This window comes from Bradyrhizobium iriomotense, assembly GCF_018130765.1.
GTDB lineage: Bacteria > Pseudomonadota > Alphaproteobacteria > Rhizobiales > Xanthobacteraceae > Bradyrhizobium > Bradyrhizobium iriomotense_A.
The window spans coordinates 21,789-42,214 of sequence record NZ_JAFCJZ010000021.1 but is presented as its reverse complement, the minus strand read 5'-3'; the positions used below and the strand labels follow the sequence as shown (position 1 = coordinate 42,214).

The window sequence follows — 20,426 nt, the reverse complement described above, 5'->3', positions numbered from 1 at the left end:
GCGCAGCTATCGTAGGGTGGGTGGGCAAAGCGACTTGTCCGCCGTAGCTCGAAGAGCGAAGGCGGAAGCGTGCCCACGTCTTTGGCCAACAGCGCGCGGGCGGTGGGCACGGCGCGAAGAGCGCCTTTGCCCACCCTACGGCAATGACGATGCGGAAACATCTTGCGTCATCACACCATTCCGTTTTGCGGAAAACACGCGCTGCAATCGTGCGCTTGCAGCACCCCCGTGCTTGCTGCGCTCTCGCGCATGCGGCATGATTGCGGCAACAGCAATAACCAAGCCGCCATCAGAGCACGGCGCGATAAGGGAGGTCTTTTTCGATGAAGAATATTTTGTCGGGCATTTTTGCTGCCGCGTTTGCCCTCAGTGCGAGCGCCGCGCAGGCCCAGGACAAGCCGCCGCTGAAGATCGGCGGCATCCTCGACATGTCGAGCCTGTATGCTGATATCACCGGCCCCGGCAGCGAGACCGCGGCGAAGATGGCCGTTGAGGATTTCGGCGGCGAGGTGCTGGGCCGCAAGATCCAGGTGCTGGCGGCCGACCATCTCAACAAGGCCGATCTCTCCGGCAACATCGCCCGCGACATGCTCGACAACCAGGGCGTCGAGATGATCTACGACGTCGCGGCCTCCGCGACCGCGCTCGCCGCTGGCGAGATCGCGAAAGCGCGCAACAAGATCATCATGTTCAACGGACCGGGCTCGATTCGTCTCTCCAACGAGGCATGCGGTCCCTACACCATCCATTACGTGTTCGATACGTTCGGACAAGCCAACGTCACCGGCCTTGCGGCCGTGAAGTCGGGCCTCGACACCTGGTTCTTCCTCACCGCGGACTACGCCTTCGGCCAGGATCTGGAAAAGGACACCAGCAACGTCGTGACCAAGACCGGAGGCAAGGTGCTCGGCAGCGTGCGTCATCCGCTCAACACGTCGGATTTTTCGTCGTTCCTGCTTCAGGCCCAGTCCTCGAAGGCCAAGGTGATCGGCCTCGCCAACGCCGGCGGCGACACCGTCAACGCCATCAAGCAGGCGGCCGAGTTCGGCATCACCAAGGGTGGCCAGAAGGTCTCACCGCTGCTCGCCTTCGTCACCGACATCGACTCGATCGGGCTGGAGACCGCGCAAGGCCTTCTGCTGGCGGAAGCCTTCTATTGGGACATGAACGACGAGACGCGTGCGTTCTCGAAGCGCTTCATGGAGCGGGTCAAGCGGCCGCCGACCTCGGCGCAGGCCGGCGTCTATTCCTCCGTGACGCATTACCTCAAGGCCGTGAAGGCGGCCGGCACGACCGATGCGGCCGCGGTCATGAAGGTGATGAAGGAGACGCCGATCAACGACTTCTTCGCCAAGGGCGGCAAGATCCGCGAGGACGGCCGCATGATCCACGACATGTACCTGTTCGAGGTGAAGAAGCCGTCGGAGTCCAAGGGCCGCTGGGACGACTATAAGCTGCTCGCCACCGTGCCCGGCAGCGAAGCGTTCCAGTCGCTGGAGCAATCGCGTTGCCCGCTGGTGAAGAAGTGACGGCGTGAGTCGTCGTGGCGACGATCGTGCCCAACAACAGGTCGTCATCCCGGGGCTCGCGTCGCGAGAACCCGGGATCCTCGGGCGGCAGTGACGGTTGATGAATGGATTCCGGGTTCGATGCGTTGCATCGCCCCGGAATGACGGAGCAAAACAACAACAAGGGAGACGTCCTGTGAGCAACGACATGGTCCTGCAACAGCTCGAAGGCGGGCTGCTCACCATCACCATGAACCGGCCGGAGCGGAAGAACGCGCTCAACCCCGACATGGTGCGCGGGCTGGTCGAGGCGGCGCGCCGCGCCGCTGATGATCCGGAGGTGCGCGCGGTGCTGTTCAAGGGCGCCGGCGGCTCGTTCTGCGTCGGCGGCGACGTCAAGTCGATGGCGGAGGGCCGCGCGCCGCTGCCGTTCGAGCAGAAGCTTGCGAATCTGCGCCGCGGCATGGAGGTCTCACGCATCCTGCACCAGATGCCGAAACCCGTGGTGGCGCAGCTCGACGGCGCGGCGGCTGGCGCGGGCCTGTCGATGGCGCTGTCCTGCGACCTCCGCATCGCCTCTGAATCCTGCAAGATCACCACCGCTTTCGCAAAAGTCGGCTTCTCCGGCGACTACGGCGGGACCTATTTCCTCACCCAGTTGCTTGGCAGCGCGCGGGCGCGCGAGCTGTATCTGATGTCGCCGGTGCTGACCGCGAAGGAAGCGCACGCCATCGGCATGGTGACGAAGGTCGTGCCCGACGCCGAGATCGCCGCCGCCGCGCGCGAGCTTGCGTTGTCACTGGCGCAGGGACCCTCGATCGCGCTCGGCTTCATCAAGCGCAACATCAACAATGCCGAGCATCTGGCGCTGGAGGACTGCTTCGACGGCGAGGCGATCCATCACACCCGCTGCGGCGACACCGCCGATCACAAGGAGGCCGCAAAAGCCTTCGTCGAGAAGCGCAAGCCCGCCTTCAGGGGCGAGTGACGATGGCGCCCTATATGCGCTTGCGGCAGATCTGCCTGGTCGCGCCGCAGCTCGAGCCCGTGATCTCTGACATCGCCCGGATCATGGGTCTCGCCGTCTGCTACCGGGACGGCAATGTCGCCAAATACGGCCTCGAGAACGCGCTGTTCCCGGTCGACACGATCCTGCTGGAGGTGGTGGCGCCGTTCAAGGAGGGCACCACGGCCGGTCGCTTCATCGAGAAGACCGGCGGCCGCGGCGGCTACATGGCGATCTTCTGCTGCAATGATCCCGACGAACGCGGGCGCAATGCCAACGCAATGGGCGTGCGCACCGCCAACGTCATCGACCACGCACCCTATCACGGCGTGCAGCTCCACCCGCGCGACTGCCGCGCCGCCTTCATCGAGTTCAACCACACCGACGGCAGCGACGATTTCCTTGGGCCCTATCCGCCGGCGGGGCCGGACTGGCAGAAGTTCATCCGTACGGACGTGACGCAGGCGCTGACGGGTGTGGAGATGCAGAGCCCGGATCCAGCGGGGCTCGCGGAGCATTGGGGCAAGATCATCGGCGTTGCGCCGATCGATTGCGAATTGAAGCTGCCCAACGCAACCTTCCGCTTCGTGAAGGGCACCAGCGAGATCATGAGCGCGCTGGAGTTTCGGGTGACTGATGTGGCGCAGGTGCTGCATGCCGCCAAGGCGAAGGGGCTCGCCGTTGCGGGGAACGAGTTCCTGCTGGGTGGTGTGACGTTCCGCGTGAATTGATCGCGTTCAAACCCTCTCCCCTTGTGGGAGAGGGTGGATCGCCGCGTAGCGGCGAGACGGGTGAGGGGTCTCTCTCCGCGCACTCAATAGAGATTGCCTTGCGGAAACAGACCCCTCATCCGGCACTTCGCGCCACCTTCTCCCACAAGGGGAGAAGGAAGAAAGAGGTGATCTTCTTCTAAGAGACTACCTTCCCCTAAAATTCGCCGCGCGGCGCTCTTCGGTGGCCTTCACGCCTTCCTTGAAATCTTCCGTCGCGCGCAGGCGCGTCTGCTCGGCGAGCTCGTGATTGGTCGCGGCCATCACGCGGTCGGCGAGGCCGTTGCGCAACGTGGCGCGGGTCGAGAGCAGGCCAAGCGGGGAGCATTCGGCGATCTCGCCGGCGAGCTTCATCGCGGCTGATTTGACCTGATCCTGCGGCACCAGCTCGTTGGCGAGCCCCCATTTGTAGGCCTCTTCGCCGGTGACGCGGCGGCTGGTGTAGAACATCAGCTCGGCGTTGTTCTTGCCGATCAGCTCAGGCAGCGTCACGGTCAGGCCGAAGCCGGGATGGAAGCCGAGCTTGGTGAAATTGGCGGAGAAGCGCGCTTCGGGACAGGTGACGCGGAAGTCGGCCGACACCGCGAGGCCCAGGCCGCCGCCGATGGCCGCGCCCTGCACGGCCGCAACGATCGGCTTCTTGGCGCGGAAGATGCGCACGGCCTGGATATAGAGGTGGCTGATCGGCCCGAGATTGTCGGCCGGATCGCCCTTCTTGGCTTGCTCGGCCTCGCGCGCTTCCTGCGCCTGCCGCGCCGGGTCGCCGAAATTGGCGCCGGCGCAAAACGCCTTGCCCTGCGCGGAGAGAACGGAGGCGCGGATCTCGATGTCGCGGTCGAACTCGTCGAGCGCATCCGCGATCTGGTTGATCAGCGAGATGTCGAAGAAGTTGAGCGGGGGCCTGCGGATTTCGATGGTGCCGACGTGTCCGACCTTCTCGACGCCGATGTCTTTATACGTGCTCATGATGATCCTCGATTGAATTAGCGCAGACCAAGCCCGCGGGCGATGATGCCGCGCAGCACTTCGGTGGTGCCGCCCTGGATGGTGAGTTTCGGTGCGGTCTTGATCGCGAAGTCGAGCTGCCGCTCCAGCGTCTGGCGATTGGTTGCGGTCTCCTCGACGAAAGCCGCGAGATCGCGCACGCGGTGCGGAAGCTGCTGCTCCCAGACCGTGCCGATGTCCTTGACGATGGACGCTTCGACCACCGGCTCCTTGCCGGCTTCCAGCATGCCGGCAACGGAGACCGACATGCGCCGCATGGTGTGGAGCTGCGCGACCAGCCGGCCGATGCCCTCGGCGCTGCGCGTGTCCGGATTGGGGCCAACCGCGCGCACCAGCTCCGTCAGCACGTAATAGGTTTCGAGGAAGCGCTCGGGGCCCGAGCGCTCATAGGCGAGCTCACTCGTCGCCTGCTTCCAGGCGCCGTCGACTTCGCCGAGCACGTGATCGTCAGGAATGAAGTGATCGGTGAAGACGACCTCGTTGAACTCGTACTGGCCGGTGATCTGGCCGATCGGGTTCACCTTGATGCCCGGCTGCTTCATCTTGACCAGGAACTGGGTCAGGCCGTGACGGCGGTTTTCCTTGGTCGGCGGCGAGGTGCGGAAGATCGCGATCATGTAGTCGGCGATATGCGCCGACGAGGTCCAGATCTTGGTGCCGTTGATGAGATAGCCACCGTCGGTCCTGGTCGCGCGCGTTTTCGCGGCGAACAGGTCCGAGCCGGAATTCGGCTCGCTCATGCCGATCGCAAAGCAGATCTCGCCGCGGCAGATGCGCGGCAAGATCTCCATCTTGATGTGCTCGGGCGCGTATTTCAGCAGCACCGGCCCGCTCTGGCGGTCGGCGACGAAGAAGCGCCGCGTCGGCGCATTGGCGACGCGCATCTCCTCGGTGACGACGTAACGTTCGAGGAAGGAGCGCTCCTGGCCGCCATATTTCTTCGGCCAGGTCATCCCCAGCCAGCCCTTGGCGCCGACCCGGCGGGAAAATTCCGGCGCGTCGGTGTCTTCGCGGTTGGGCTTGTTCGGATCGAAGGTGCCGGCCGCGATTTCCTCGGCGAGGAAGGCGCGCACTTCCTTGCGCAGCTGTTCGCACTTTTCCGGCAGGCGGATCGGATCGAAACGGAGGGCAGCGGTCATTGTTGTCTCGTCTCCTGATCAGCGCGACGCCACGAGCGGCCACAATTCATCGGCGCCTCTGGTGGCGACCAGCTTGCCGAGCTCGACGGCCCAATGGCTTTCCGAACCGAAATCGTCGCGCCAGGCCAGCGCCCGCAGCGAGTAGCGGTGCAGAATGTGCTCCATGGTGAAGCCGATCGCGCCGTGGACCTGATGCGCGATGCCGCCGCCTTTTTCGGCGGCTTCCGCGCAGCGGATCTTTGCCGAGGCGGCTTCGAGATAGACCTCGTCGTTGAACGACTTTGCATTCGCGATGGCGTCGGCCGCCGAGGTCGCGGCCGCGAGCGCCGCGGCAGACTCGCCGGCGAGACGGGCGAGATTGTGCTGCACGGCCTGGAATTTCGAGATCTTCTTCTCGAAGGCGATGCGCTCATTGGAGTAGCGCACGGAGATGTCGAGCATCGATTCCAGCGCGCCGGCGATCTGAAGGCTGCGCGCAACGCCGCCCATCAGCATCAGATTGGTCTGCTCAAAGCCCTTCGGGGCCGGCTTGATCGAGACGGGCTGCACCTTGTCGAGCGTCACGGTGTCACTGTGGTCGTAGCCGACATTGAGGCCGGATTCGATCCGCGCCTTGGTCGCATCGACCAGCGCGATGACCGCGCCATCCTTGCCGTGCGCCAGCACCGCAAAATGCTTCGCCGCCTTGGCAAAGGGCACGCCGCGCACGCGGCCGGACAGCGCGCCATCGGCATCAAGGATGATGCGATCCTTCGGGCTCGCCGGCACGACGGTCATCTCGCCCTCGGGCGAGGCGATCTTCGCCTGTGCGAGCAGCCAGCCTGCGAGCATGGTCTCAGCGAGGGGAACCGCGACCGCGAAGCGGCCGGCGGCGTTCAGGAGTGCAAAGCCGTCGGCAAGGCTCGCGCCGGAGCCGCCGAGATCGTCAGGCACCCACGATAGCGGCAGGCCGGCTTCGCTCAGCGCCTGCCACAGCGGCGCCTGCCAGGAATTATTCTTGTCGTTGTTGATGGTCTGCGGATCGGCGAGATCGGCGAAGATCTTTTCCGCGGTCTCGACGACGATATTGTCACTCTCCGCCACAGCGTTCCCCGTGTTTTGCCATTGGCGCGTCCGCCTGATGAGCGCGGCGCGCAGGTTCTTCTTGCGCCGGATGATGGGAAAAAGCCATGGCCCTGACAAGCGTTGATCGCAGGTCCATCTGCGGCGCGGACATGGGGGCGAGAGCCGGCCTGGACTAATTCCGCTTAGCGGAGTTTGCTCGATTTGCAGGGCGCGGCAAACTCGCTAAACAGGGCGCCAGCAACTTACAAAAGGAAGGAAATACCGGATGGCAAAGGACGGCTTGTGCGCAATCGTGACGGGGTCCGCATCCGGGCTCGGTGCAGCGACTGCGGAAATTCTCGCCCGCAGCGGAGCGCGGCTCGTCATCAACTATTCGTCGAGCCAGAAGGAAGCCGAGGCCACCGCGGAAGTCTGCCGGAAGGCGGGCGCGGCGGAGGTGCTGGTCGCGCAGGGCGACGTCTCCAAGGATGAGGATTGCCGCAAGATCGTCGCGGCAGCCAGCGGCTGGGGCCGGCTCGACATCCTCGTCAACAATGCCGGCACCACCAAGCATGTCGCCCATGCCGATCTCGACGGCTTGTCGGCGGAAGATTTCCAGCGGCTCTATGGCGTCAACACCATTGGCCCGTTCCAGATGGTGCGCGCCGCGCGCAGCCTGCTCGAGGCCGGTGCGAAGGCTTCGGAGCGACCGTCGGCGGTCGTGAATGTGTCGTCGGTCGCCGGCATCAGCGGCGTCGGATCGTCGATCGCCTATGCCGCCAGCAAGGGCGCGCTCAACACCATGACCTTGTCGCTGTCGCGCGCGCTGGCGCCGCTGATCCGCGTCAACACGGTGTGCCCCGGCTATATCGACACGCCCTGGTTCACCAAGGGCCGCGGCGAGGCCGGCGCGAAAGCGGTGCGCGACAGTGTGGTGGCGAAGGTGCCGCTGAAGGTCGCATCAACCGCCGACGACATCGCGCAGCTCGTCTGCTTCCTGGCGATGCCGGCCTCCAGCAACATGACCGGCGAGGTCGTGCGCATGGATGCGGGGATGCATTTGATTACGTGAGATCGCGTCCCAAACTCAGTCGTCGTCCCGGCGAAAGCCGGGACCCATAACCACAGGGAGATGTTTGGCGAAGATCGATAACTCCGAGTCTTCGCCAAACATCTCCCTGTGGCTATGGGTCCCGGATCGGCGCGCGCTTGTGGCGCGCTTGTCCGGGACGACACCGAGTGTGTTCAGCCTTGTGTGTTCAGCCTTTTATCACGCCGCTCGCCACCAGCCGGTGCCAGATGAACAGCACCACCACCGCGCCGATCGTGGCCATGATGAAGCCGGCGCCCTGGTCGGGGCTGTAATGGCCGATGGCCTGGCCGACGAAGGTGGCGAGAAACGCGCCGGCAATGCCGAGGATGGTGGTGAGGATGAAGCCGCTCGGATTGTTCGGCCCAGGCGCAAGCCAGCGCGCGACGAGACCGGCGACGAAGCCGACGACGATGATCCACAACAGGCCGCCGAAACTCATGACAGTGCTCCCCTTGTCCTGAACGCGTAGATCAGACGTTGATTAAATTCTGCCCGAGAGTTCATTCTCGGTCGGCAGCCGTCCATCCGGCGTCAGATGGTCGATCACCTGCGGCAGATACTGGCTGAGACCGGAGAGCAGCTCTTCGCGCGACAGGCCGCTCTGGGCCGACAGGCTCTCGATCTGGTCGGCACCGAGCGCATTGGCGAGATCGCCGGGCGCGATCGGCTTGTTCTCGCCCTTGCCGACCCAGGAATTCGCGGCCTCGCCGTGACCGCCCTGCTGAAGCTGGTTGAGGAGATCGCCGAGCCCGCCGCTCAGCACGGTGCCCGCCGCGCCACCCGCGAGTAGGCCGCCGAGACCGCCCTTGAGCAGATCGCTGAGGCCGCCGCTGCCGCCGGGAAGCGTGGCGTTGCCGGTGTTGACGGGTGTCGGAGGCGGCAGCGGTGAGCGCTGCTGCGGGGCAGGTGCCGCACCGGGCTGGCCTGCCGTCAGATGCTTGAACGCCTTCCAGGCGAGCAGGCCGAGCAGCGCCATGGTCATCGGCGACATGCCGCCGGAGGACTGCTCTGAGCTTGGCGTGCTCGGGCCGCGCGGGCCGTTCTGCATGCCGTTGAGGACATCGAGTAGACCCATGGTGCTCTCCTTTGGCGTCTCGTTCGGCGAGCGCTCGCCGCTGACTGCCCCCGGGGCGAAAACATATGGGGCTCTCATGACGGTTACAAGGCGGATGCGTCGCAACCAATGGGCAGGCGGCGTTGCCTCTGCTATCGAAGGCGGGACGTTAAGGAGAACGAGGTGGTTACGGATCGACCCATCGTGGTGGCCGGCGCGGGCGCCATCGGCTGTTTCGTCGGCGGCATGCTGGCATCTGCCGGCCGCCGTGTCGCGCTCCTGGTGCGGCCGCGGGTGAAGACCGAGATCGAGCGGTTCGGCCTGCTTCTGACCGATTTCGACGGCTCCGGGAAGAAGCTCGGTGCCGGCCAGCTCGCGCTCTCGGAAGATCCTTCGATCTTCCACAGCGCCGGCATCGTGCTGGTCACGGTGAAGAGCGCCGACACCGCCGATGTCGCGGACCAGATCGCGCAGCATGCGCCGCAGGACGCCGTCATCGTCTCGCTTCAGAACGGCATCGGCAATGTCGCCGTCTTGCGCGAACGCCTCGGCGGCAGGCCTGTGCTTGCCGGCATGGTGCCGTTCAACGTGGTCGCGATGGGCGAGGGGCGCTTCCACCGCTCGAGCTCCGGCGACATCCATGTCGGAGAAGACGCGGCGAACACCGCCGGAGCACTTTCGGTGCCCGGCCTTAACGTGCGTGCGAGCGGTGACATCACCGGCGTGCAATGGGGCAAGCTGATCATCAATCTAAACAACGCGCTCAGCGCGCTGTCCGACATGCCGCTCGCCGCGCAACTGGCGAACCGCGACTGGCGAAGGCTGTTCGCCGACCAGATGGCGGAAGGGCTCGCCGCGCTGCACGCCGCCGGTATCGCGCCGGTCTCGTCGACGCCGATCCCGATGAACTGGTCTCCGACCTTGCTGCGACTGCCCGACATGATCTTCAACGCGATCCTCGGGCGGACCATGAAGATCGACCCCGAGGCGCGCTCCTCGATGTGGCAGGATCTGAAGCAGGGCCGCAAGACCGAGATCGACTATCTCCAGAGCGCAGTCATCGCGCTTGCCGAGCAGAACAATGTCGCCGTGCCGCTGATGCGCCGCATTGTTGCGCTGATCAGGGAGGCGGAAGTTGCGGGCAAGGGCCCGCCCGGGCTGACGCCACAGCAGATTCGCGGGATGGCCTGAACGCAAGGAGAAACGCGATGAGGCGTTGTTTGATGATCGGGCTCGCGCTGATCGCGCTCTGCGGCACATCGACGCTCGCCCTTGCGAGGCCGCCGACGGTCATGACCTCGCCCGGCTATGACAGGCGATTGCAGGAGAGCAGGTCGCAGTTGGGTGGTTCGCCCGTGGTGACGCCGGCGCCGGTGGCTAAACCGAAGCGGGTCAAGAAGAAGCGCGCTGACTAAGCCACACGCTCCGCTGTCGTCCCGCTGCCGCTTGTCCGGGACGACAGCGGAGTTTGATGTAGCAGCGGAACGAAAGCAGAAAATCTCAACCCTTCTTCGCCGGCTTGCTCGGCGTTGGGCTGAACAGCTTCTTCAGGTCGTTCAAGCTTTCCGACAGGCGCGGCCATTCGCAGGAGAACGAGCCCTTGGTGCATGCGCCCTTCGGCCGCTGGCCTGCCGCCTGGAGCACCTTCGGCCGCTCGACCGGTACCGGCACGCGCTCGGTCTCGGTTCGCAGCGCGATCTGCTGCAACTGCTGGACCTGTTGCTCCTGCTGCTCGCGCTGCTGGCGGGCCGTGGCCTGGGCCGCTTCATTGCTGCGGCGCTGATTGGCGAGGTAGGCGGTATAGGCTTCGTCGATCTTCCTCTGCTCCTCCGGCGTCGGGTTGGGTCCGGCGATGTCGAAGGTGCGGTCCTGGAGGAAGTCGTAATAGGTGTAGCCACCGCCCGGCTTGCGGCGGCCGGCGAACTTGGCGTTGCAGTCGGCGAGCGCGGATGTCTTCTCGGCCTTGGTTGCGGCCTTCTCGGCGGCATCTGCGCATTCCTCGAAATCGACGGGGGCGCGCTTCCACCATTGCGCCTGGGCATGCGACTGCGTCAGCAGAAAAAATCCTGCTGCGGCAATGAGAAGCGCCGCACGACGCGATGCAACGACAACCGACATTTTACGAGAGCATTCCTTACACGACTCAACCCGAACCGAGTCGAGCCAGATTTTTGCCCCTTTATCGCCGGCTTGTCACCCATGGAACTCGGGAATTTCATGGCTGTGATGCTGACATTTTTTGCTTGACGTGGCGCGGGAGTCACAGCCGCGCGGCACGTGATGCGCTTAGACTTTTATCGATTTGAATCCGAGGGGGAATCTCCGTCATGAGAGCGCTGGCCCGACTTGCCGCACTCGCCCTGATGCTGACTTGCGGCCATGCCTTCGCAGCGGACGAGGATGCACCCAGCCGCAAGCCGGTGAAGGCCATCGGCGATGCCAGGCTCGCGGTCGGCGGGCGGGGAATGCTGCCGCTTTACCTGTCGCGCGACTGGTCGATGCCGCTGCCGGCGATCTCGCGTGCGGTCATCGTGCTGCATGGACGCCTGCGCAATGCCGATGAATATTACATCTCGGCCAACAACGCGCAGGCCGCAGCAGGCGACGACGGCAAGAGCGCGCTGATGATCGTCCCGCAATTCCTGGCGGAGATCGATATCGAAGCGTACAGGCTGCCCGCGGACACGCTGCGCTGGTCGCTCGAGGGATGGGAGGGCGGCGATGCCGCGCTCGCGCCGAATCCGGTGTCGTCCTTCGAGGCGCTCGATGCGATCCTGGCAAAACTCTCGGACCGGCGCGTCTTTCCGAACCTGAAGCAGGTCGTCGTCGCCGGCCATTCCGGCGGCGGCCAGGTCGTGCAGCGCTATGCGATTGCGGGCAAGGGCGAGGCGCCGCTGCTGCGCCAGCATACCGACATCCGCTACGTCGTCGCCAATCCCTCGTCCTATGCCTATTTCAGCGCCGAGCGGCCCGTGCCGAAGATCGCCGCATCCTGCCCCGGTTACAACAATTGGAAATACGGCATGGGCGACCGTCCGCCCTATCTTGCGGACGCGACACCTGCGGCACTCGAGCAGCGCTATGTCGAGCGCGAGGTGATCTACCTGCTCGGCGCACTCGACACCAATCCAAAACAGTCCGCGCTCGACAAGAGCTGCATGGCCGAGGCGCAGGGGCCCACGCGCTATGCCCGCGGCCACGCCTATGCCGATGCAATGGCCAAGCGCGACCAGGGCACGCCCAATCACCGGGTCTGGGATGTCGCCGGCGTCGGCCATGACGGCGACAGGATGCTGACCTCGAAATGCGGGCTCGCGGCGCTGTTCGATAGTCCGGGCTGCGGCGCCGAGCGCTAATGTAGGTGTCTTGAAGGCGCGGCCGTCGCTGTTACACTTCGGCTTGCGAGTGCCTCACCCCGAGGCGCCGCCAAGAACATTGTTGCGTGACGAGCGCGCGGCGTGGATGAAGGAAGGGCGCGCCTTCCGGATTGCGCCGGCGAAGGCGCCGGCGCACGCCGAATAAGAAAACTCACGAAAGGACTCTTTGACATGACGATCACGATCGCAGCGAACAGCGTGCCCAAACCGCCCGCCGAGATCATCGCGGGCTTTCGCGGCGCGCCGACTTCGGTCATCTCAGACAATCTCGCCCGGCTGCCGGGTGCGGTCGGGCTGAAGCCCTATCATCGCGGCGGCAAGCTGGTGGGGACGGCGTTCACCGTGCGCACCCGGCCCGGCGACAATCTCGCTATCCATCGCGCGCTCGATCTGGTCGGGCCCGGCGACGTCATCGTGGTCGACGGCGGCGGCGACGAGACGCGCGCGCTGGTCGGCGAGATCATGAAGAACATCGCGCAATGGCGCAAAGCGGAAGGCTACGTGATCGACGGCGCGATCCGCGATGTCGCGGCCTTCGCGGCTGACGATTTCCCCTGCTATGCCCGCGCGGTGATCCATCGCGGCCCCTACAAGAACGGCCCCGGCGAGATCAACGTGCCTGTTACTGTCGGCGGCAGCGTGATCTCGCCCGGCGACATCGTGGTCGGCGACGAGGACGGCGTGGTGTCGTTTCCCGCCACTGGTGCCGCCGCGCTGCTGGAAGCGGTCCGCACTCAGATTGCGCGGGAGGAGGAGACGCTGAAGGCGATCCGCGAGGGCCGCTATCAGGGTTCCTATGGCAAAGCCTGATCAGAGAAGAACGAAGGGGAGGATGGCGTGAGCCAGAAGGACGAATTCCACAACATCGATAATCCCAGCGACGGTCTCTTCCGTGAGCTCGCCGCCGGCGTGACCACGCGCATCTTCTCCGGCGAGCAGGCGATGCTGTCGGTGGTGACGCTGGCCCCGCATGCGCAAGGCACGCTGCATCATCACCCCGAGGAGCAATGGGGTGTGCTGCTCGACGGCTCCGCGATCCGCGTCCAGGGCGATGAGGAGATCCCGGTGAAGAAGGGCGATTTCTGGCGTACGCCCGGCAATGTGCCGCACACCATGCGCGCCGGCCCCGATGGCGCCCGCGTACTGGACATCTTCAGTCCGCCTCGGCCAGAATACAAAAAAGCGGGGTCGGGCTTCGGGACGACCTGAGCGCTCAAAAGTAAAAAAGCAAAGCGCAAAAACAAAAGGGAGGGGACGATGACGATCACACGACGGGCGCTGCTGGCCGCGCCCGCCATCCTGGCGATGGCACCGGCGAGCGCGCAGGCCTCGAAAATCACGCTGGTCGTGCCGTTTCCGCCGGGCGGATCGACCGATGCGATGGCGCGGCTGCTCCAGAGCAATTTGCAGACAAAACTCAACCGCATCGTCTTGGTCGAGAACAAGTCGGGCGCCGCCGGCGCGCTCGGCGCGGCGCAGGTCGCCAAGAGCCCGGCCGACGGCTCAACGTTCCTGGTCACCTTCGATTCCCACGCGGTGATCCCGTCGATCCTCGACAAGCCGCCGGTCGATGTCGAGCGCGAGCTGATGCCGGTGCTGCTGATCGGCACCGCGCCTTACGTGATCGCGGCCGGCGCCGGCCGTCCCTACAAGAGCTTTGCCGACGTGGTCGCCGCCTGCAAGGCGACGCCCGGCGCGGTGAAATACGCCTCCGTCGGCATCGGCACGCTCGGCCATCTCGCCATGACCGTGCTCGGCAACAAGGCCGGGGTCGAGATCATGCACGTGCCCTATCGCGGTGGCGGCCCGGCCATGAACGACGTGCTCGGCGGCCATGTCGATCTGATCGCGGGATCGGCGGCGCTGGTCGCAGCCCAACTCGGCACCAACATGCTGCGTCCGATCCTGCAGCTTGGCCGCGAGCGGCTGCAGGCCTTGCCGGATACGCCGACCGCGATCGAGGCCGGCTTTCCGGATTTCGAGACGCTGGCCTGGTGGGGCATCTTCGCGCCGGCGGGGACGCCGCCCGATGTCGTTTCGGCCATGGCGACGGCCTCAAAGGAAATCCTCAGCGAGCCCGCGACCGCCGCCCAGCTCAAGGAGACCCAGCACATGACGCTGCTGCTCCAGGACGGCCCCGCCTTCAAGACCTTCTTCGACAAGCAGGTCGCCTATTGGGGCCAGGTGGTCAAGGACAACAATATCAGGGCATGAGAGCCCCCTCCCCGGGATTGCCATCCCGGGTCCAGTGGCAGGTCCGGTGCGCTCGCGCGGGCCTGAGCGTCAGAGCATCTTGCCTACGATCTTTGTCATGTCCGCTGCCGAAAACGCGCGCAGCGTTTCGGTGCGGACATTGCCGAGTGCGCTGAGACTAAGGCCTAGCGACATCGCGGCAGCCTCATCTGGAGCCTCGAGAACGGTCACAACGTCATATCGTCCCTGCGTCCAGACGATCTCTTTCACAGTCACGCCGAACGTTTTGGCCATCTCCTTGAAGGCTTCGGCCCGCTTCGGCGAGTCCTTGACGTTGCGGACTCCCTGATCCGTGAAGTTCCCCAGCACAACATAGGTTACCATGGTCGTCCTCCCTGGTTAGAGCTTGAGGAAACCGCGCCGAGTTTGCCACGGCGGCTGAGACAGCGCTACTTGCGAGTTGGAACGTCAGCAGATGCGACTTATTCGGTCAGGACAACGGCCGTGCGAAACTGAGCTCGTGGCCGTCGGGGTCGGTGAGATGGAAGTAGCGCTCACCCCATTCGGCATCGCGCGGCGTGGTCGACGGCTGCCACCCGGCAGCGCGCGCCTGTGCGTAGGTCTCGTCGACATCGGCCACGTAGAAGATGACGCGGCCCCACCAGGACCAGCGCTTGTCTTCCGGCTGCACAGTCAGGTTGAGATAGCCGCTGCCGGCGCGAAAGCTCGTGAATGCGGCGGCTTCGCCACCGTACAAGAGCTCGAACCCCAGCGACCGGTAGAAATGCACGGCGCGCCCCATGTCATGCGTGCCGAGCGTGATGGCGCTGATGCTTTCGATCATGTGAGCTGCTCCGCCGAGAGGGGCCTGGAAGCGATTGTATAGCCGCCCCGTTCAGGTTGACGATGGTCTGGCCCCCCTGACGGCTGGCGAACCGCATTTTGCTCTGCTATGACGGGATCGAACCCGCAACTTGCGGGTTCCGCGGTCCCGTAGCTCAGCCGGATAGAGCGGCGGTTTCCTAAACCGTAGGTCGGATGTTCGAGTCATCCCGGGATCGCCATTTTCCTCCTTTCCTTAGATCGCTGAGCCCGAGATCCGTGCAAAGCGCTTGCGGTATTCGGCAGGCGTCACGCCGACATGCCGGACGAACGCGCGGCGCAATGTGTCCGCGTCGGCAAAGCCGCAATGCAGGGCCACCTGTTTGGGCGCTTCGTTGCCAAGCTCCAGCAGGCGCCTCGCCGCGTTGACGCGGGCTTCCTCGACCCAGGTCGCGGGCGTGATGCCGACTTCGGCGCGGAACAGCCGCGCGAAGTGACGCGGGCTGAGCTCCATCCGCGCCGCGAGGCTCGCGACGCTGTGATCCAGTCCGGGATTGGCGGCGACCCAGCGCTGAAGCTCCTGCAGCGCGGCGCGGCCGGCGGGGACGGTCTCGCCCTTGCGGGTGAACTGCATTTGTCCGCCGGGGCGCTTGAAGAACATCACGAGCTGGCTCGCGACCTTCATCGCAATCTCGCGTCCGAGGTCTTCCTCGACGAGAGCGAGCGCGAGATCGAGTCCCGCGGTCACGCCGGCAGCCGTGCGAAGCTTGCCGTCGGTGACGTAGATCGCGTCCTTGTCCACGCTGACCAACGGGAATTTTTCGGCGAGCCGGTCCGCAACCGCCCAGTGCGTCGTGATCCGCTTGCCATCGAGAAGGCCTGCCGTTGCGAGGAAGAAGGCACCTGAACAGACCGACCCGAACCGCCGGGTCCTGGCTGCCCGCCGGCGAAGCCAATCGATCACCAGTCCGTCCGCCGGAACGTCGGCGGCGTTCGGGCATCCCGCGATCAGCAGGGTGTCGATGCTCTCCTGGAAGCCGCGGTCAATGATGCGATCGGGCATCAGGCGCACGCCTGAGGAGCTGCGGATCGGACCCGGCTCCGCTGCCGCGACCAGCAGCGCATAGGCTTGGCGGCCAGCCTGCAAATTCGCCTCGGCGAAAACGTCGAGGGGACCGGCAACGTCCAGAAGCTGCACGCCCGGCACCGCCACGATCACAACAGTCCTCGGTTTCGGCCTCGCGCCCATCTCCGCCTTACACGTCCGCCTCGGTCGGTATTTGTCCGTTTTAGACGTATTACGTCAATTGAGGACAACATAACCTGGACCTACCTTCCCCGCCACCGGAGTTATTCAGGAGACCATCATGCGAGAGATCACTGAGGCCGCCGCCATTCCCGACAGCAAGCTGGCGCGCGCCATCACCGACTACATCCGCGATACCGAGACGGAGCTGCTCTTCAACCATTCCAGCCGCGTCTATCATTTCGGCGCGCTGGCCGGCATTCGCCGCGGGCTGAAATTCGATCGCGAACTGCTCTATGCCGGCGCCATGTTTCACGACATCGGCCTGATGCCGGGCCACGGCAGCAAGCACGAGCGGTTCGAGGTCGACGGCGCGCACGCTGCCCGTGACTTCCTGCGCAGCCACGGCATCTCCGAAGCGGACGCCTACACGGTCTGGACCGCGATCGCGCTGCACACCACGCCGGGCGTGCCGCAGCACATGCATCCCGTCGTCGCGCTGGTGACCGCCGGCGTCGAGCTGGACGTCCTCGGGCTCACCTACAAGGACTATTCCGATGAGGAGCGCGAGGCCGTCGTGATGGCGTTTCCGCGCACGCCGCACTTCAAGGACGACATCATCCAGGCGTTCTACGACGGCATCAAGCATCGGCCGGATACGACCTTCGGTAACGTCAAGGCCGACGTCATCGCCGACAAGGAGCCGCATTTCCATCGCGGCAATTTCTGCAGCGTCATCCGCGGCTCGCATTGGCACGGCTGAGTCGTCGGACGACGTTCGCCGCGACGGGGAGCGGGCGGAATGTTTCCATCAAGTATTCAAACGTCTGAAGGGAGGGATGGCATGAAAGCTCATCCGCGGGTTGGTGCCGGTGCTTGCCGGAGTTGAGAAGACGAGTTGTTTAAAGTTGCTTGCCAAAGATAGTCCCCGTATGCCGGTGAACTAAGATCGGCGCGGCAGTTTTGTCCTCCGAAATATTCCACCGAGGTCCGGAGTAATTGCTAGCCTGCAACACCTCAAACTCGCTGGAAGCGTATCCAATTGATGGGGTCGCTACTCCGATATATGCGCATACGCGTACGGTAACGTCCTTCTTGGACACCGCGAATGAATATACTTCTCCTTCCTGCTGAACTGCATCATCGAAATCACGATGTAGTCTAATCTTCACTTTCGCGGCTCGCGTGCTCTTCCCCTCCAGCACATAGAGCGGCCCTTCGCCAGGCCAAGCCCTGCCTCCCTCGCATTTCCCGGTTTTTGGGGCATCTGCATCTACAACAATAAGCCGCAGGCCAATTTCGCGAACGGCGATCGATCGATTGCCAGAATTGATCAGAACGACATTCATTTCGTTGGACGTGTCGACGAAGACGCCGGGTGAGTCCCTCAGAATATCGACCGTGACTCTGGGCAATTGGTCGACGACGACCCGTAGCTCATCGGTCTGGCTCAGAACGTTGAAGTAGAAAGTAACTCCGGAAACGACGAAGGCCCCGGCCGAGAAAAATAAAGAGACGAGGTCTTTGAGCGTCAGGTCTAGTTTCGCACTCTTCTTTGTATCTTCTTGCCTCCGTCTAAAGCGAAATGCCCCTGGACTTTTCATATGGCTTCCCTCCTCCGCCGTGCCTGGCATCCTCAGATTGCATCAGCAGGCGTGAGAAATTCAAGGGTGGGACCATCCTGCGCCGTTATCGGCGGCCAAGAGAACAAGGCGGTGCTGCCATTCGTATCCGAGCTCCCAGATACGAATGAGTGACATGATTGTCGGGGCAGTGGCGGCCTGGGAAGCGTCAACACAGTCGCGACATGCGCCCCGAGTGTTCAAGTCAATCCAGCCCGGCTTCTTCGCCAAGCAGTGCTCACGCTTTTTCGGCCGTCCGGCGCAAAAATTGCTAGAAGTGGAGGCTTCCTTCCTTTCGGCTGACTTGCGGTCAGCCGCCTCACAGCGTTATCCGGAGACCAGAATGCCTTTTGACTTGATCCTGCGCGGCGGAAGGGTCGTTGACCCCTCCCAGAAGCTCGATGCCGTGACGGATGTCGCATTTTCGGGCGGCAAGGTCGCCGCGATCGGCACTGGGCTCAAGGCCGATCCGGGCACAGATGTGCGCGACGTTTCGAAATACATCGTCACGCCGGGGCTGATCGATCTGCACACCCATGTCTACTGGGGCGGCACCTCGCTCGGTATCGACGCAGAGGAATTCTGCCGCCTGTCCGGCGTCACTACGGCGGTGGACACCGGCAGTGCCGGGCCCGGCAATTTCGCCGGCTTCCGCAAGCACGTGATCGAGCCGAGCCAGGTCCGCATCCTCGCTTATTTGCACGTCTCGCATGCCGGCATCTTCGGCTTCTCGCACCGGATCATGGTCGGCGAGAGCGAGGAGCTGCGATTGATGAATCCGATCGAGGCGGCCAAGGTGGCCGATGCCAACCGCGATCTCATCGTCGGCATCAAGGTGCGCGTGGGCTTGCATTCTTCGGGCACCTCGGGGCTGGTGCCGCTCGAGATCGCGCTCGAGGTCGCCAACGAGGTCGGCATGCCCCTGATGGCGCATATCGACCATCCGCCGCCGAGCTATGAGGAGGTGCTCGCGCGCCTGCGTCCCGGCGACGTTCTCACCCATGCGTTCCGTCCGTTCCCGAATACGCCGGCGACTGCGCAGGGCACGGTGAAGAACGTGGTGCTGGACGCGCGTGAGCGCGGCGTGCTGTTCGATATCGGCCACGGCAAGGGCTCGTTCGCGTTCAAGACCGCGCGCGCGATGCTCGCCAACGGCTTCTATCCGGACACGATCTCCTCCGACATCCACCAGCTCTGCATCGACGGCCCCGCCTTTGATCAGGTGACGACCATGTCGAAGTTCCTCTGCATGGGCATGGAGCTGTCCGATGTGGTGGCGGCGTCGACGGTGAACGCGGCGATGGCGCTGCGCCGCCCCGAGCTTGGCAGCCTCAAGCCCGGCAGCGTCGGTGACGCCACGCTGATTTCCGTCAAGCAGGGCCAGTTCGACTATGAGGACGTCGTCGGCGAGCACCTGATCGGCGACAGGAAGATTGTCTCGGAGGGCGTCGTCATCGGCGGCCGCTGGTGGCATCCGAGCTGAGACGGCACTAACCCTGCTCGCGATAGAACTGCAGCAGCCGCGCGCCCGCTGGTGAAAGCCAGTCGGGTGCGCCCGCGATGTAGCCCTCGACGCGGCTGCTCGTTCCGACCAGATAGGTGATGGGCATGCCGACGAGCGAGAACATCGCGGCCGATGCTTCGGCCGCCGCGCCGTAAGCATCGACATAGCAGGCGAGGTTCTGCACGGTAAGGCCGCCGAGAAATGCGCGGATCTTGCGGATGTCCTTGGTGTCCGTGCAGATCGCAACAATGTCGAGCCGGTCGGGCCGCGAGGCCGCAAGGCTTGCCAACATCGGCAGATCGAGCTTGCAGGCCGCGCACCAGGTCGCCCAGAAGTTCACCAGTGTGATGCGGGCCGGCTTCGCCGTCACGATCGCATCCCGGCCGTGCACATCCTGGAGCCTGAGTTGTGGCATCATCGCGCGCGGACGGACCACCGTGAACTGGCTGCGGCCGGCCTCGAACACAGGCGGCCAGTTGTCCTGCGCGCGGCCGGCGTGCGGGACAGCGAGAGAGGCGGCCGCGGCCATCAGGATCGATCGCCGCGACAGCGCAACGCCTTCACGCGCTTCGTCATGCATGGATATAGGCCCAGCCCTTCAATTGCAGATCGACGACGCGGCCGATCCCGAACGGCACGAGGCTCGCGCCTGGGATCAGCGGGATGGAGATCTGCTCCTTGGCCTCCGCGATCGTCTTTGACGAGGCGCACATGCTGTAGGTGAGATTGGGTAGCGACTGCCGCAGCGTCGCGAGTGGCTCGACCAGCGGGGTCTTGTCGGCGCGAAAGACGTCGATGCCCTTGCCGTTGGCGACGACCTCGATCAGCAGCCGCGCGCCCTTGTCGGCAAAATGCTTGGCGAGGTTGGCCGAATAGCTGATCGCATGACCCATGACATAGGGCTCGTTGCTATCGATCAGGATGACGACGCCGTCGGCGAGACGATCCTCCTTGGCCGCGGCGGCGCCGCCGGCCGTGAGGATCGCGGTGCCGGCGAGCAGGCCCCTGCGGGACCATCCGTTGGCAGAGATCATGGCCGCGGT

At 64.5% G+C, this 20,426-nt stretch carries 24 protein-coding genes and 1 tRNA gene; 13 read left to right on the top strand and 12 right to left on the bottom strand.

The window, feature by feature from the left end:
• Positions 1-323 precede the first annotated feature (323 nt).
• The 3 genes from JQ635_RS29520 (at position 324) to JQ635_RS29510 (ending at position 3,245) form a co-directional block, all read left to right on the top strand.
• Entirely contained in the window at positions 324-1,529 is a 1,206-nt protein-coding gene (locus JQ635_RS29520) for an ABC transporter substrate-binding protein (protein ID WP_211413329.1), read from the top strand.
• A 175-nt stretch (positions 1,530-1,704) separates the two neighbouring features.
• Positions 1,705-2,496, top strand: coding sequence for an enoyl-CoA hydratase (locus JQ635_RS29515; protein WP_349631890.1), 792 nt, complete (start codon positions 1,705-1,707; stop codon positions 2,494-2,496).
• Positions 2,497-2,498: 2 nt separating this feature from the next.
• A complete protein-coding gene (locus JQ635_RS29510) occupies positions 2,499-3,245 on the top strand; it encodes a hypothetical protein (RefSeq protein WP_211413328.1) in 747 nt (248 codons plus the stop codon).
• A 186-nt stretch (positions 3,246-3,431) separates the two neighbouring features.
• Here JQ635_RS29510 and JQ635_RS29505 read toward each other — a convergent pair whose 3' ends face one another.
• Genes JQ635_RS29505 through JQ635_RS29495 form a run of 3 tightly spaced genes read right to left on the bottom strand, consistent with a single transcriptional unit; the run spans position 3,432 to position 6,511 of the window.
• On the bottom strand, positions 3,432-4,250 hold the full coding sequence (locus tag JQ635_RS29505) for an enoyl-CoA hydratase/isomerase family protein (protein ID WP_211413327.1): 819 nt from the start codon (positions 4,248-4,250) through the stop codon (positions 3,432-3,434).
• Positions 4,251-4,267: 17 nt separating this feature from the next.
• Complete coding sequence (locus JQ635_RS29500; RefSeq protein WP_211413326.1) at positions 4,268-5,428, bottom strand: acyl-CoA dehydrogenase family protein; 1,161 nt, start codon at positions 5,426-5,428, stop codon at positions 4,268-4,270.
• An 18-nt stretch (positions 5,429-5,446) separates the two neighbouring features.
• Complete coding sequence (locus tag JQ635_RS29495) at positions 5,447-6,511, bottom strand: acyl-CoA dehydrogenase family protein (protein WP_211413325.1); 1,065 nt, start codon at positions 6,509-6,511, stop codon at positions 5,447-5,449.
• Between the two features lie 247 nt (positions 6,512-6,758).
• Between JQ635_RS29495 and JQ635_RS29490 the strand changes: the two genes are divergently transcribed.
• Complete coding sequence (locus tag JQ635_RS29490; protein WP_211413324.1) at positions 6,759-7,544, top strand: SDR family NAD(P)-dependent oxidoreductase; 786 nt, start codon at positions 6,759-6,761, stop codon at positions 7,542-7,544.
• A gap of 187 nt (positions 7,545-7,731) precedes the next feature.
• On the opposite strand, the gene JQ635_RS29485 is transcribed toward JQ635_RS29490, so the two are convergent.
• Positions 7,732-8,004, bottom strand: a complete 273-nt coding sequence (locus JQ635_RS29485) for a GlsB/YeaQ/YmgE family stress response membrane protein (RefSeq protein ID WP_211413323.1) — start codon at positions 8,002-8,004, stop codon at positions 7,732-7,734.
• 42 nt (positions 8,005-8,046) lie between these two features.
• Entirely contained in the window at positions 8,047-8,640 is a 594-nt protein-coding gene (locus JQ635_RS29480) for a YidB family protein (protein ID WP_211413322.1), read from the bottom strand.
• A 162-nt stretch (positions 8,641-8,802) separates the two neighbouring features.
• On the opposite strand from JQ635_RS29480, the gene JQ635_RS29475 reads away from it, so the two are divergent.
• Together JQ635_RS29475 and JQ635_RS29470 are read left to right on the top strand one after the other, a co-directional pair.
• Complete coding sequence (locus tag JQ635_RS29475) at positions 8,803-9,810, top strand: 2-dehydropantoate 2-reductase (protein ID WP_211413319.1); 1,008 nt, start codon at positions 8,803-8,805, stop codon at positions 9,808-9,810.
• A gap of 17 nt (positions 9,811-9,827) precedes the next feature.
• Entirely contained in the window at positions 9,828-10,034 is a 207-nt protein-coding gene (locus JQ635_RS29470) for a hypothetical protein (protein ID WP_211413316.1), read from the top strand.
• 85 nt (positions 10,035-10,119) lie between these two features.
• Here the strand turns inward: JQ635_RS29470 and JQ635_RS29465 are convergent, their stop codons facing one another.
• Entirely contained in the window at positions 10,120-10,737 is a 618-nt protein-coding gene (locus tag JQ635_RS29465; RefSeq protein ID WP_211413314.1) for a hypothetical protein, read from the bottom strand.
• Positions 10,738-10,946: 209 nt separating this feature from the next.
• On the opposite strand from JQ635_RS29465, the gene JQ635_RS29460 reads away from it, so the two are divergent.
• The 4 genes from JQ635_RS29460 to JQ635_RS29445 all read left to right on the top strand — a co-directional run bounded on the left by JQ635_RS29460 (position 10,947) and on the right by JQ635_RS29445 (position 14,210).
• Entirely contained in the window at positions 10,947-11,975 is a 1,029-nt protein-coding gene (locus tag JQ635_RS29460; RefSeq protein ID WP_211413311.1) for an alpha/beta hydrolase, read from the top strand.
• A 192-nt stretch (positions 11,976-12,167) separates the two neighbouring features.
• Positions 12,168-12,806, top strand: coding sequence for an RraA family protein (locus JQ635_RS29455; RefSeq protein ID WP_211413309.1), 639 nt, complete (start codon positions 12,168-12,170; stop codon positions 12,804-12,806).
• 27 nt (positions 12,807-12,833) lie between these two features.
• The gene (locus JQ635_RS29450; protein WP_027564172.1) at positions 12,834-13,205 is read left to right on the top strand and encodes a dimethylsulfonioproprionate lyase family protein; all 372 of its coding nucleotides are present in this window, start codon (positions 12,834-12,836) and stop codon (positions 13,203-13,205) included.
• A gap of 48 nt (positions 13,206-13,253) precedes the next feature.
• Entirely contained in the window at positions 13,254-14,210 is a 957-nt protein-coding gene (locus tag JQ635_RS29445) for a tripartite tricarboxylate transporter substrate-binding protein (RefSeq protein WP_211413305.1), read from the top strand.
• Between the two features lie 69 nt (positions 14,211-14,279).
• Here JQ635_RS29445 and JQ635_RS29440 read toward each other — a convergent pair whose 3' ends face one another.
• On the bottom strand, positions 14,280-14,573 hold the full coding sequence (locus JQ635_RS29440) for a GYD domain-containing protein (protein WP_211413302.1): 294 nt from the start codon (positions 14,571-14,573) through the stop codon (positions 14,280-14,282).
• Positions 14,574-14,679: 106 nt separating this feature from the next.
• Positions 14,680-15,033 carry a VOC family protein gene (locus tag JQ635_RS29435; protein ID WP_211413300.1) on the bottom strand — a complete coding sequence of 118 codons (354 nt, stop codon included), beginning with the start codon at positions 15,031-15,033 and terminating at the stop codon, positions 14,680-14,682.
• 143 nt (positions 15,034-15,176) lie between these two features.
• On the opposite strand from JQ635_RS29435, the gene JQ635_RS29430 reads away from it, so the two are divergent.
• Positions 15,177-15,253 (top strand) — tRNA-Arg (locus JQ635_RS29430).
• A 14-nt stretch (positions 15,254-15,267) separates the two neighbouring features.
• Here the strand turns inward: JQ635_RS29430 and JQ635_RS29425 are convergent.
• Positions 15,268-16,260 carry a GlxA family transcriptional regulator gene (locus JQ635_RS29425; protein ID WP_211413295.1) on the bottom strand — a complete coding sequence of 331 codons (993 nt, stop codon included), beginning with the start codon at positions 16,258-16,260 and terminating at the stop codon, positions 15,268-15,270.
• Positions 16,261-16,378: 118 nt separating this feature from the next.
• Here JQ635_RS29425 and JQ635_RS29420 point away from each other — a divergent pair, with 118 nt between their 5' ends.
• On the top strand, positions 16,379-17,020 hold the full coding sequence (locus JQ635_RS29420) for an HD domain-containing protein (RefSeq protein WP_211413293.1): 642 nt from the start codon (positions 16,379-16,381) through the stop codon (positions 17,018-17,020).
• A gap of 139 nt (positions 17,021-17,159) precedes the next feature.
• Here the strand turns inward: JQ635_RS29420 and JQ635_RS29415 are convergent, their stop codons facing one another.
• Positions 17,160-17,861, bottom strand: coding sequence for a hypothetical protein (locus JQ635_RS29415; RefSeq protein WP_211413291.1), 702 nt, complete (start codon positions 17,859-17,861; stop codon positions 17,160-17,162).
• 361 nt (positions 17,862-18,222) lie between these two features.
• Between JQ635_RS29415 and JQ635_RS29410 the strand changes: the two genes are divergently transcribed.
• Positions 18,223-19,362 carry an amidohydrolase/deacetylase family metallohydrolase gene (locus tag JQ635_RS29410; RefSeq protein ID WP_211413288.1) on the top strand — a complete coding sequence of 380 codons (1,140 nt, stop codon included), beginning with the start codon at positions 18,223-18,225 and terminating at the stop codon, positions 19,360-19,362.
• Between the two features lie 7 nt (positions 19,363-19,369).
• Here the strand turns inward: JQ635_RS29410 and JQ635_RS29405 are convergent, their stop codons facing one another.
• Both JQ635_RS29405 and JQ635_RS29400 read right to left on the bottom strand, forming a co-directional pair.
• Positions 19,370-19,963: a TlpA family protein disulfide reductase gene (locus JQ635_RS29405; RefSeq protein WP_211413284.1), complete on the bottom strand. Its 594-nt coding sequence runs from the start codon at positions 19,961-19,963 to the stop codon at positions 19,370-19,372.
• On the bottom strand, positions 19,956-20,417 hold the full coding sequence (locus tag JQ635_RS29400) for a DsrE family protein (RefSeq protein WP_211413282.1): 462 nt from the start codon (positions 20,415-20,417) through the stop codon (positions 19,956-19,958). The genes JQ635_RS29405 and JQ635_RS29400 overlap by 8 nt, the downstream gene beginning before the upstream one ends.
• Positions 20,418-20,426 lie beyond the last annotated feature (9 nt).

Excerpts from the sequence above, each read along its gene's own strand:
- JQ635_RS29415 (WP_211413291.1), bottom strand. The coding sequence starts at position 17,861 with ATGAAAAGTCCAGGGGCATTTCGCTTTAGACGGAGGCAAGAAGATACA.
- JQ635_RS29485 (WP_211413323.1), bottom strand. The coding sequence starts at position 8,004 with ATGAGTTTCGGCGGCCTGTTGTGGATCATCGTCGTCGGCTTCGTCGCC.
- JQ635_RS29410 (WP_211413288.1), top strand. The coding sequence starts at position 18,223 with ATGCCTTTTGACTTGATCCTGCGCGGCGGAAGGGTCGTTGACCCCTCC.
- JQ635_RS29400 (WP_211413282.1), bottom strand. The coding sequence starts at position 20,417 with ATGATCTCTGCCAACGGATGGTCCCGCAGGGGCCTGCTCGCCGGCACC.
- JQ635_RS29470 (WP_211413316.1), top strand. The coding sequence starts at position 9,828 with ATGAGGCGTTGTTTGATGATCGGGCTCGCGCTGATCGCGCTCTGCGGC.
- JQ635_RS29520 (WP_211413329.1), top strand. The coding sequence starts at position 324 with ATGAAGAATATTTTGTCGGGCATTTTTGCTGCCGCGTTTGCCCTCAGT.
- JQ635_RS29460 (WP_211413311.1), top strand. The coding sequence starts at position 10,947 with ATGAGAGCGCTGGCCCGACTTGCCGCACTCGCCCTGATGCTGACTTGC.
- JQ635_RS29505 (WP_211413327.1), bottom strand. The coding sequence starts at position 4,250 with ATGAGCACGTATAAAGACATCGGCGTCGAGAAGGTCGGACACGTCGGC.
- JQ635_RS29510 (WP_211413328.1), top strand. The coding sequence starts at position 2,499 with ATGGCGCCCTATATGCGCTTGCGGCAGATCTGCCTGGTCGCGCCGCAG.
- JQ635_RS29420 (WP_211413293.1), top strand. The coding sequence starts at position 16,379 with ATGCGAGAGATCACTGAGGCCGCCGCCATTCCCGACAGCAAGCTGGCG.
- JQ635_RS29500 (WP_211413326.1), bottom strand. The coding sequence starts at position 5,428 with ATGACCGCTGCCCTCCGTTTCGATCCGATCCGCCTGCCGGAAAAGTGC.
- JQ635_RS29435 (WP_211413300.1), bottom strand. The coding sequence starts at position 15,033 with ATGATCGAAAGCATCAGCGCCATCACGCTCGGCACGCATGACATGGGG.
- JQ635_RS29445 (WP_211413305.1), top strand. The coding sequence starts at position 13,254 with ATGACGATCACACGACGGGCGCTGCTGGCCGCGCCCGCCATCCTGGCG.
- JQ635_RS29455 (WP_211413309.1), top strand. The coding sequence starts at position 12,168 with ATGACGATCACGATCGCAGCGAACAGCGTGCCCAAACCGCCCGCCGAG.
- JQ635_RS29405 (WP_211413284.1), bottom strand. The coding sequence starts at position 19,963 with ATGCATGACGAAGCGCGTGAAGGCGTTGCGCTGTCGCGGCGATCGATC.
- JQ635_RS29480 (WP_211413322.1), bottom strand. The coding sequence starts at position 8,640 with ATGGGTCTACTCGATGTCCTCAACGGCATGCAGAACGGCCCGCGCGGC.
- JQ635_RS29490 (WP_211413324.1), top strand. The coding sequence starts at position 6,759 with ATGGCAAAGGACGGCTTGTGCGCAATCGTGACGGGGTCCGCATCCGGG.
- JQ635_RS29440 (WP_211413302.1), bottom strand. The coding sequence starts at position 14,573 with ATGGTAACCTATGTTGTGCTGGGGAACTTCACGGATCAGGGAGTCCGC.
- JQ635_RS29465 (WP_211413314.1), bottom strand. The coding sequence starts at position 10,737 with ATGTCGGTTGTCGTTGCATCGCGTCGTGCGGCGCTTCTCATTGCCGCA.
- JQ635_RS29425 (WP_211413295.1), bottom strand. The coding sequence starts at position 16,260 with ATGGGCGCGAGGCCGAAACCGAGGACTGTTGTGATCGTGGCGGTGCCG.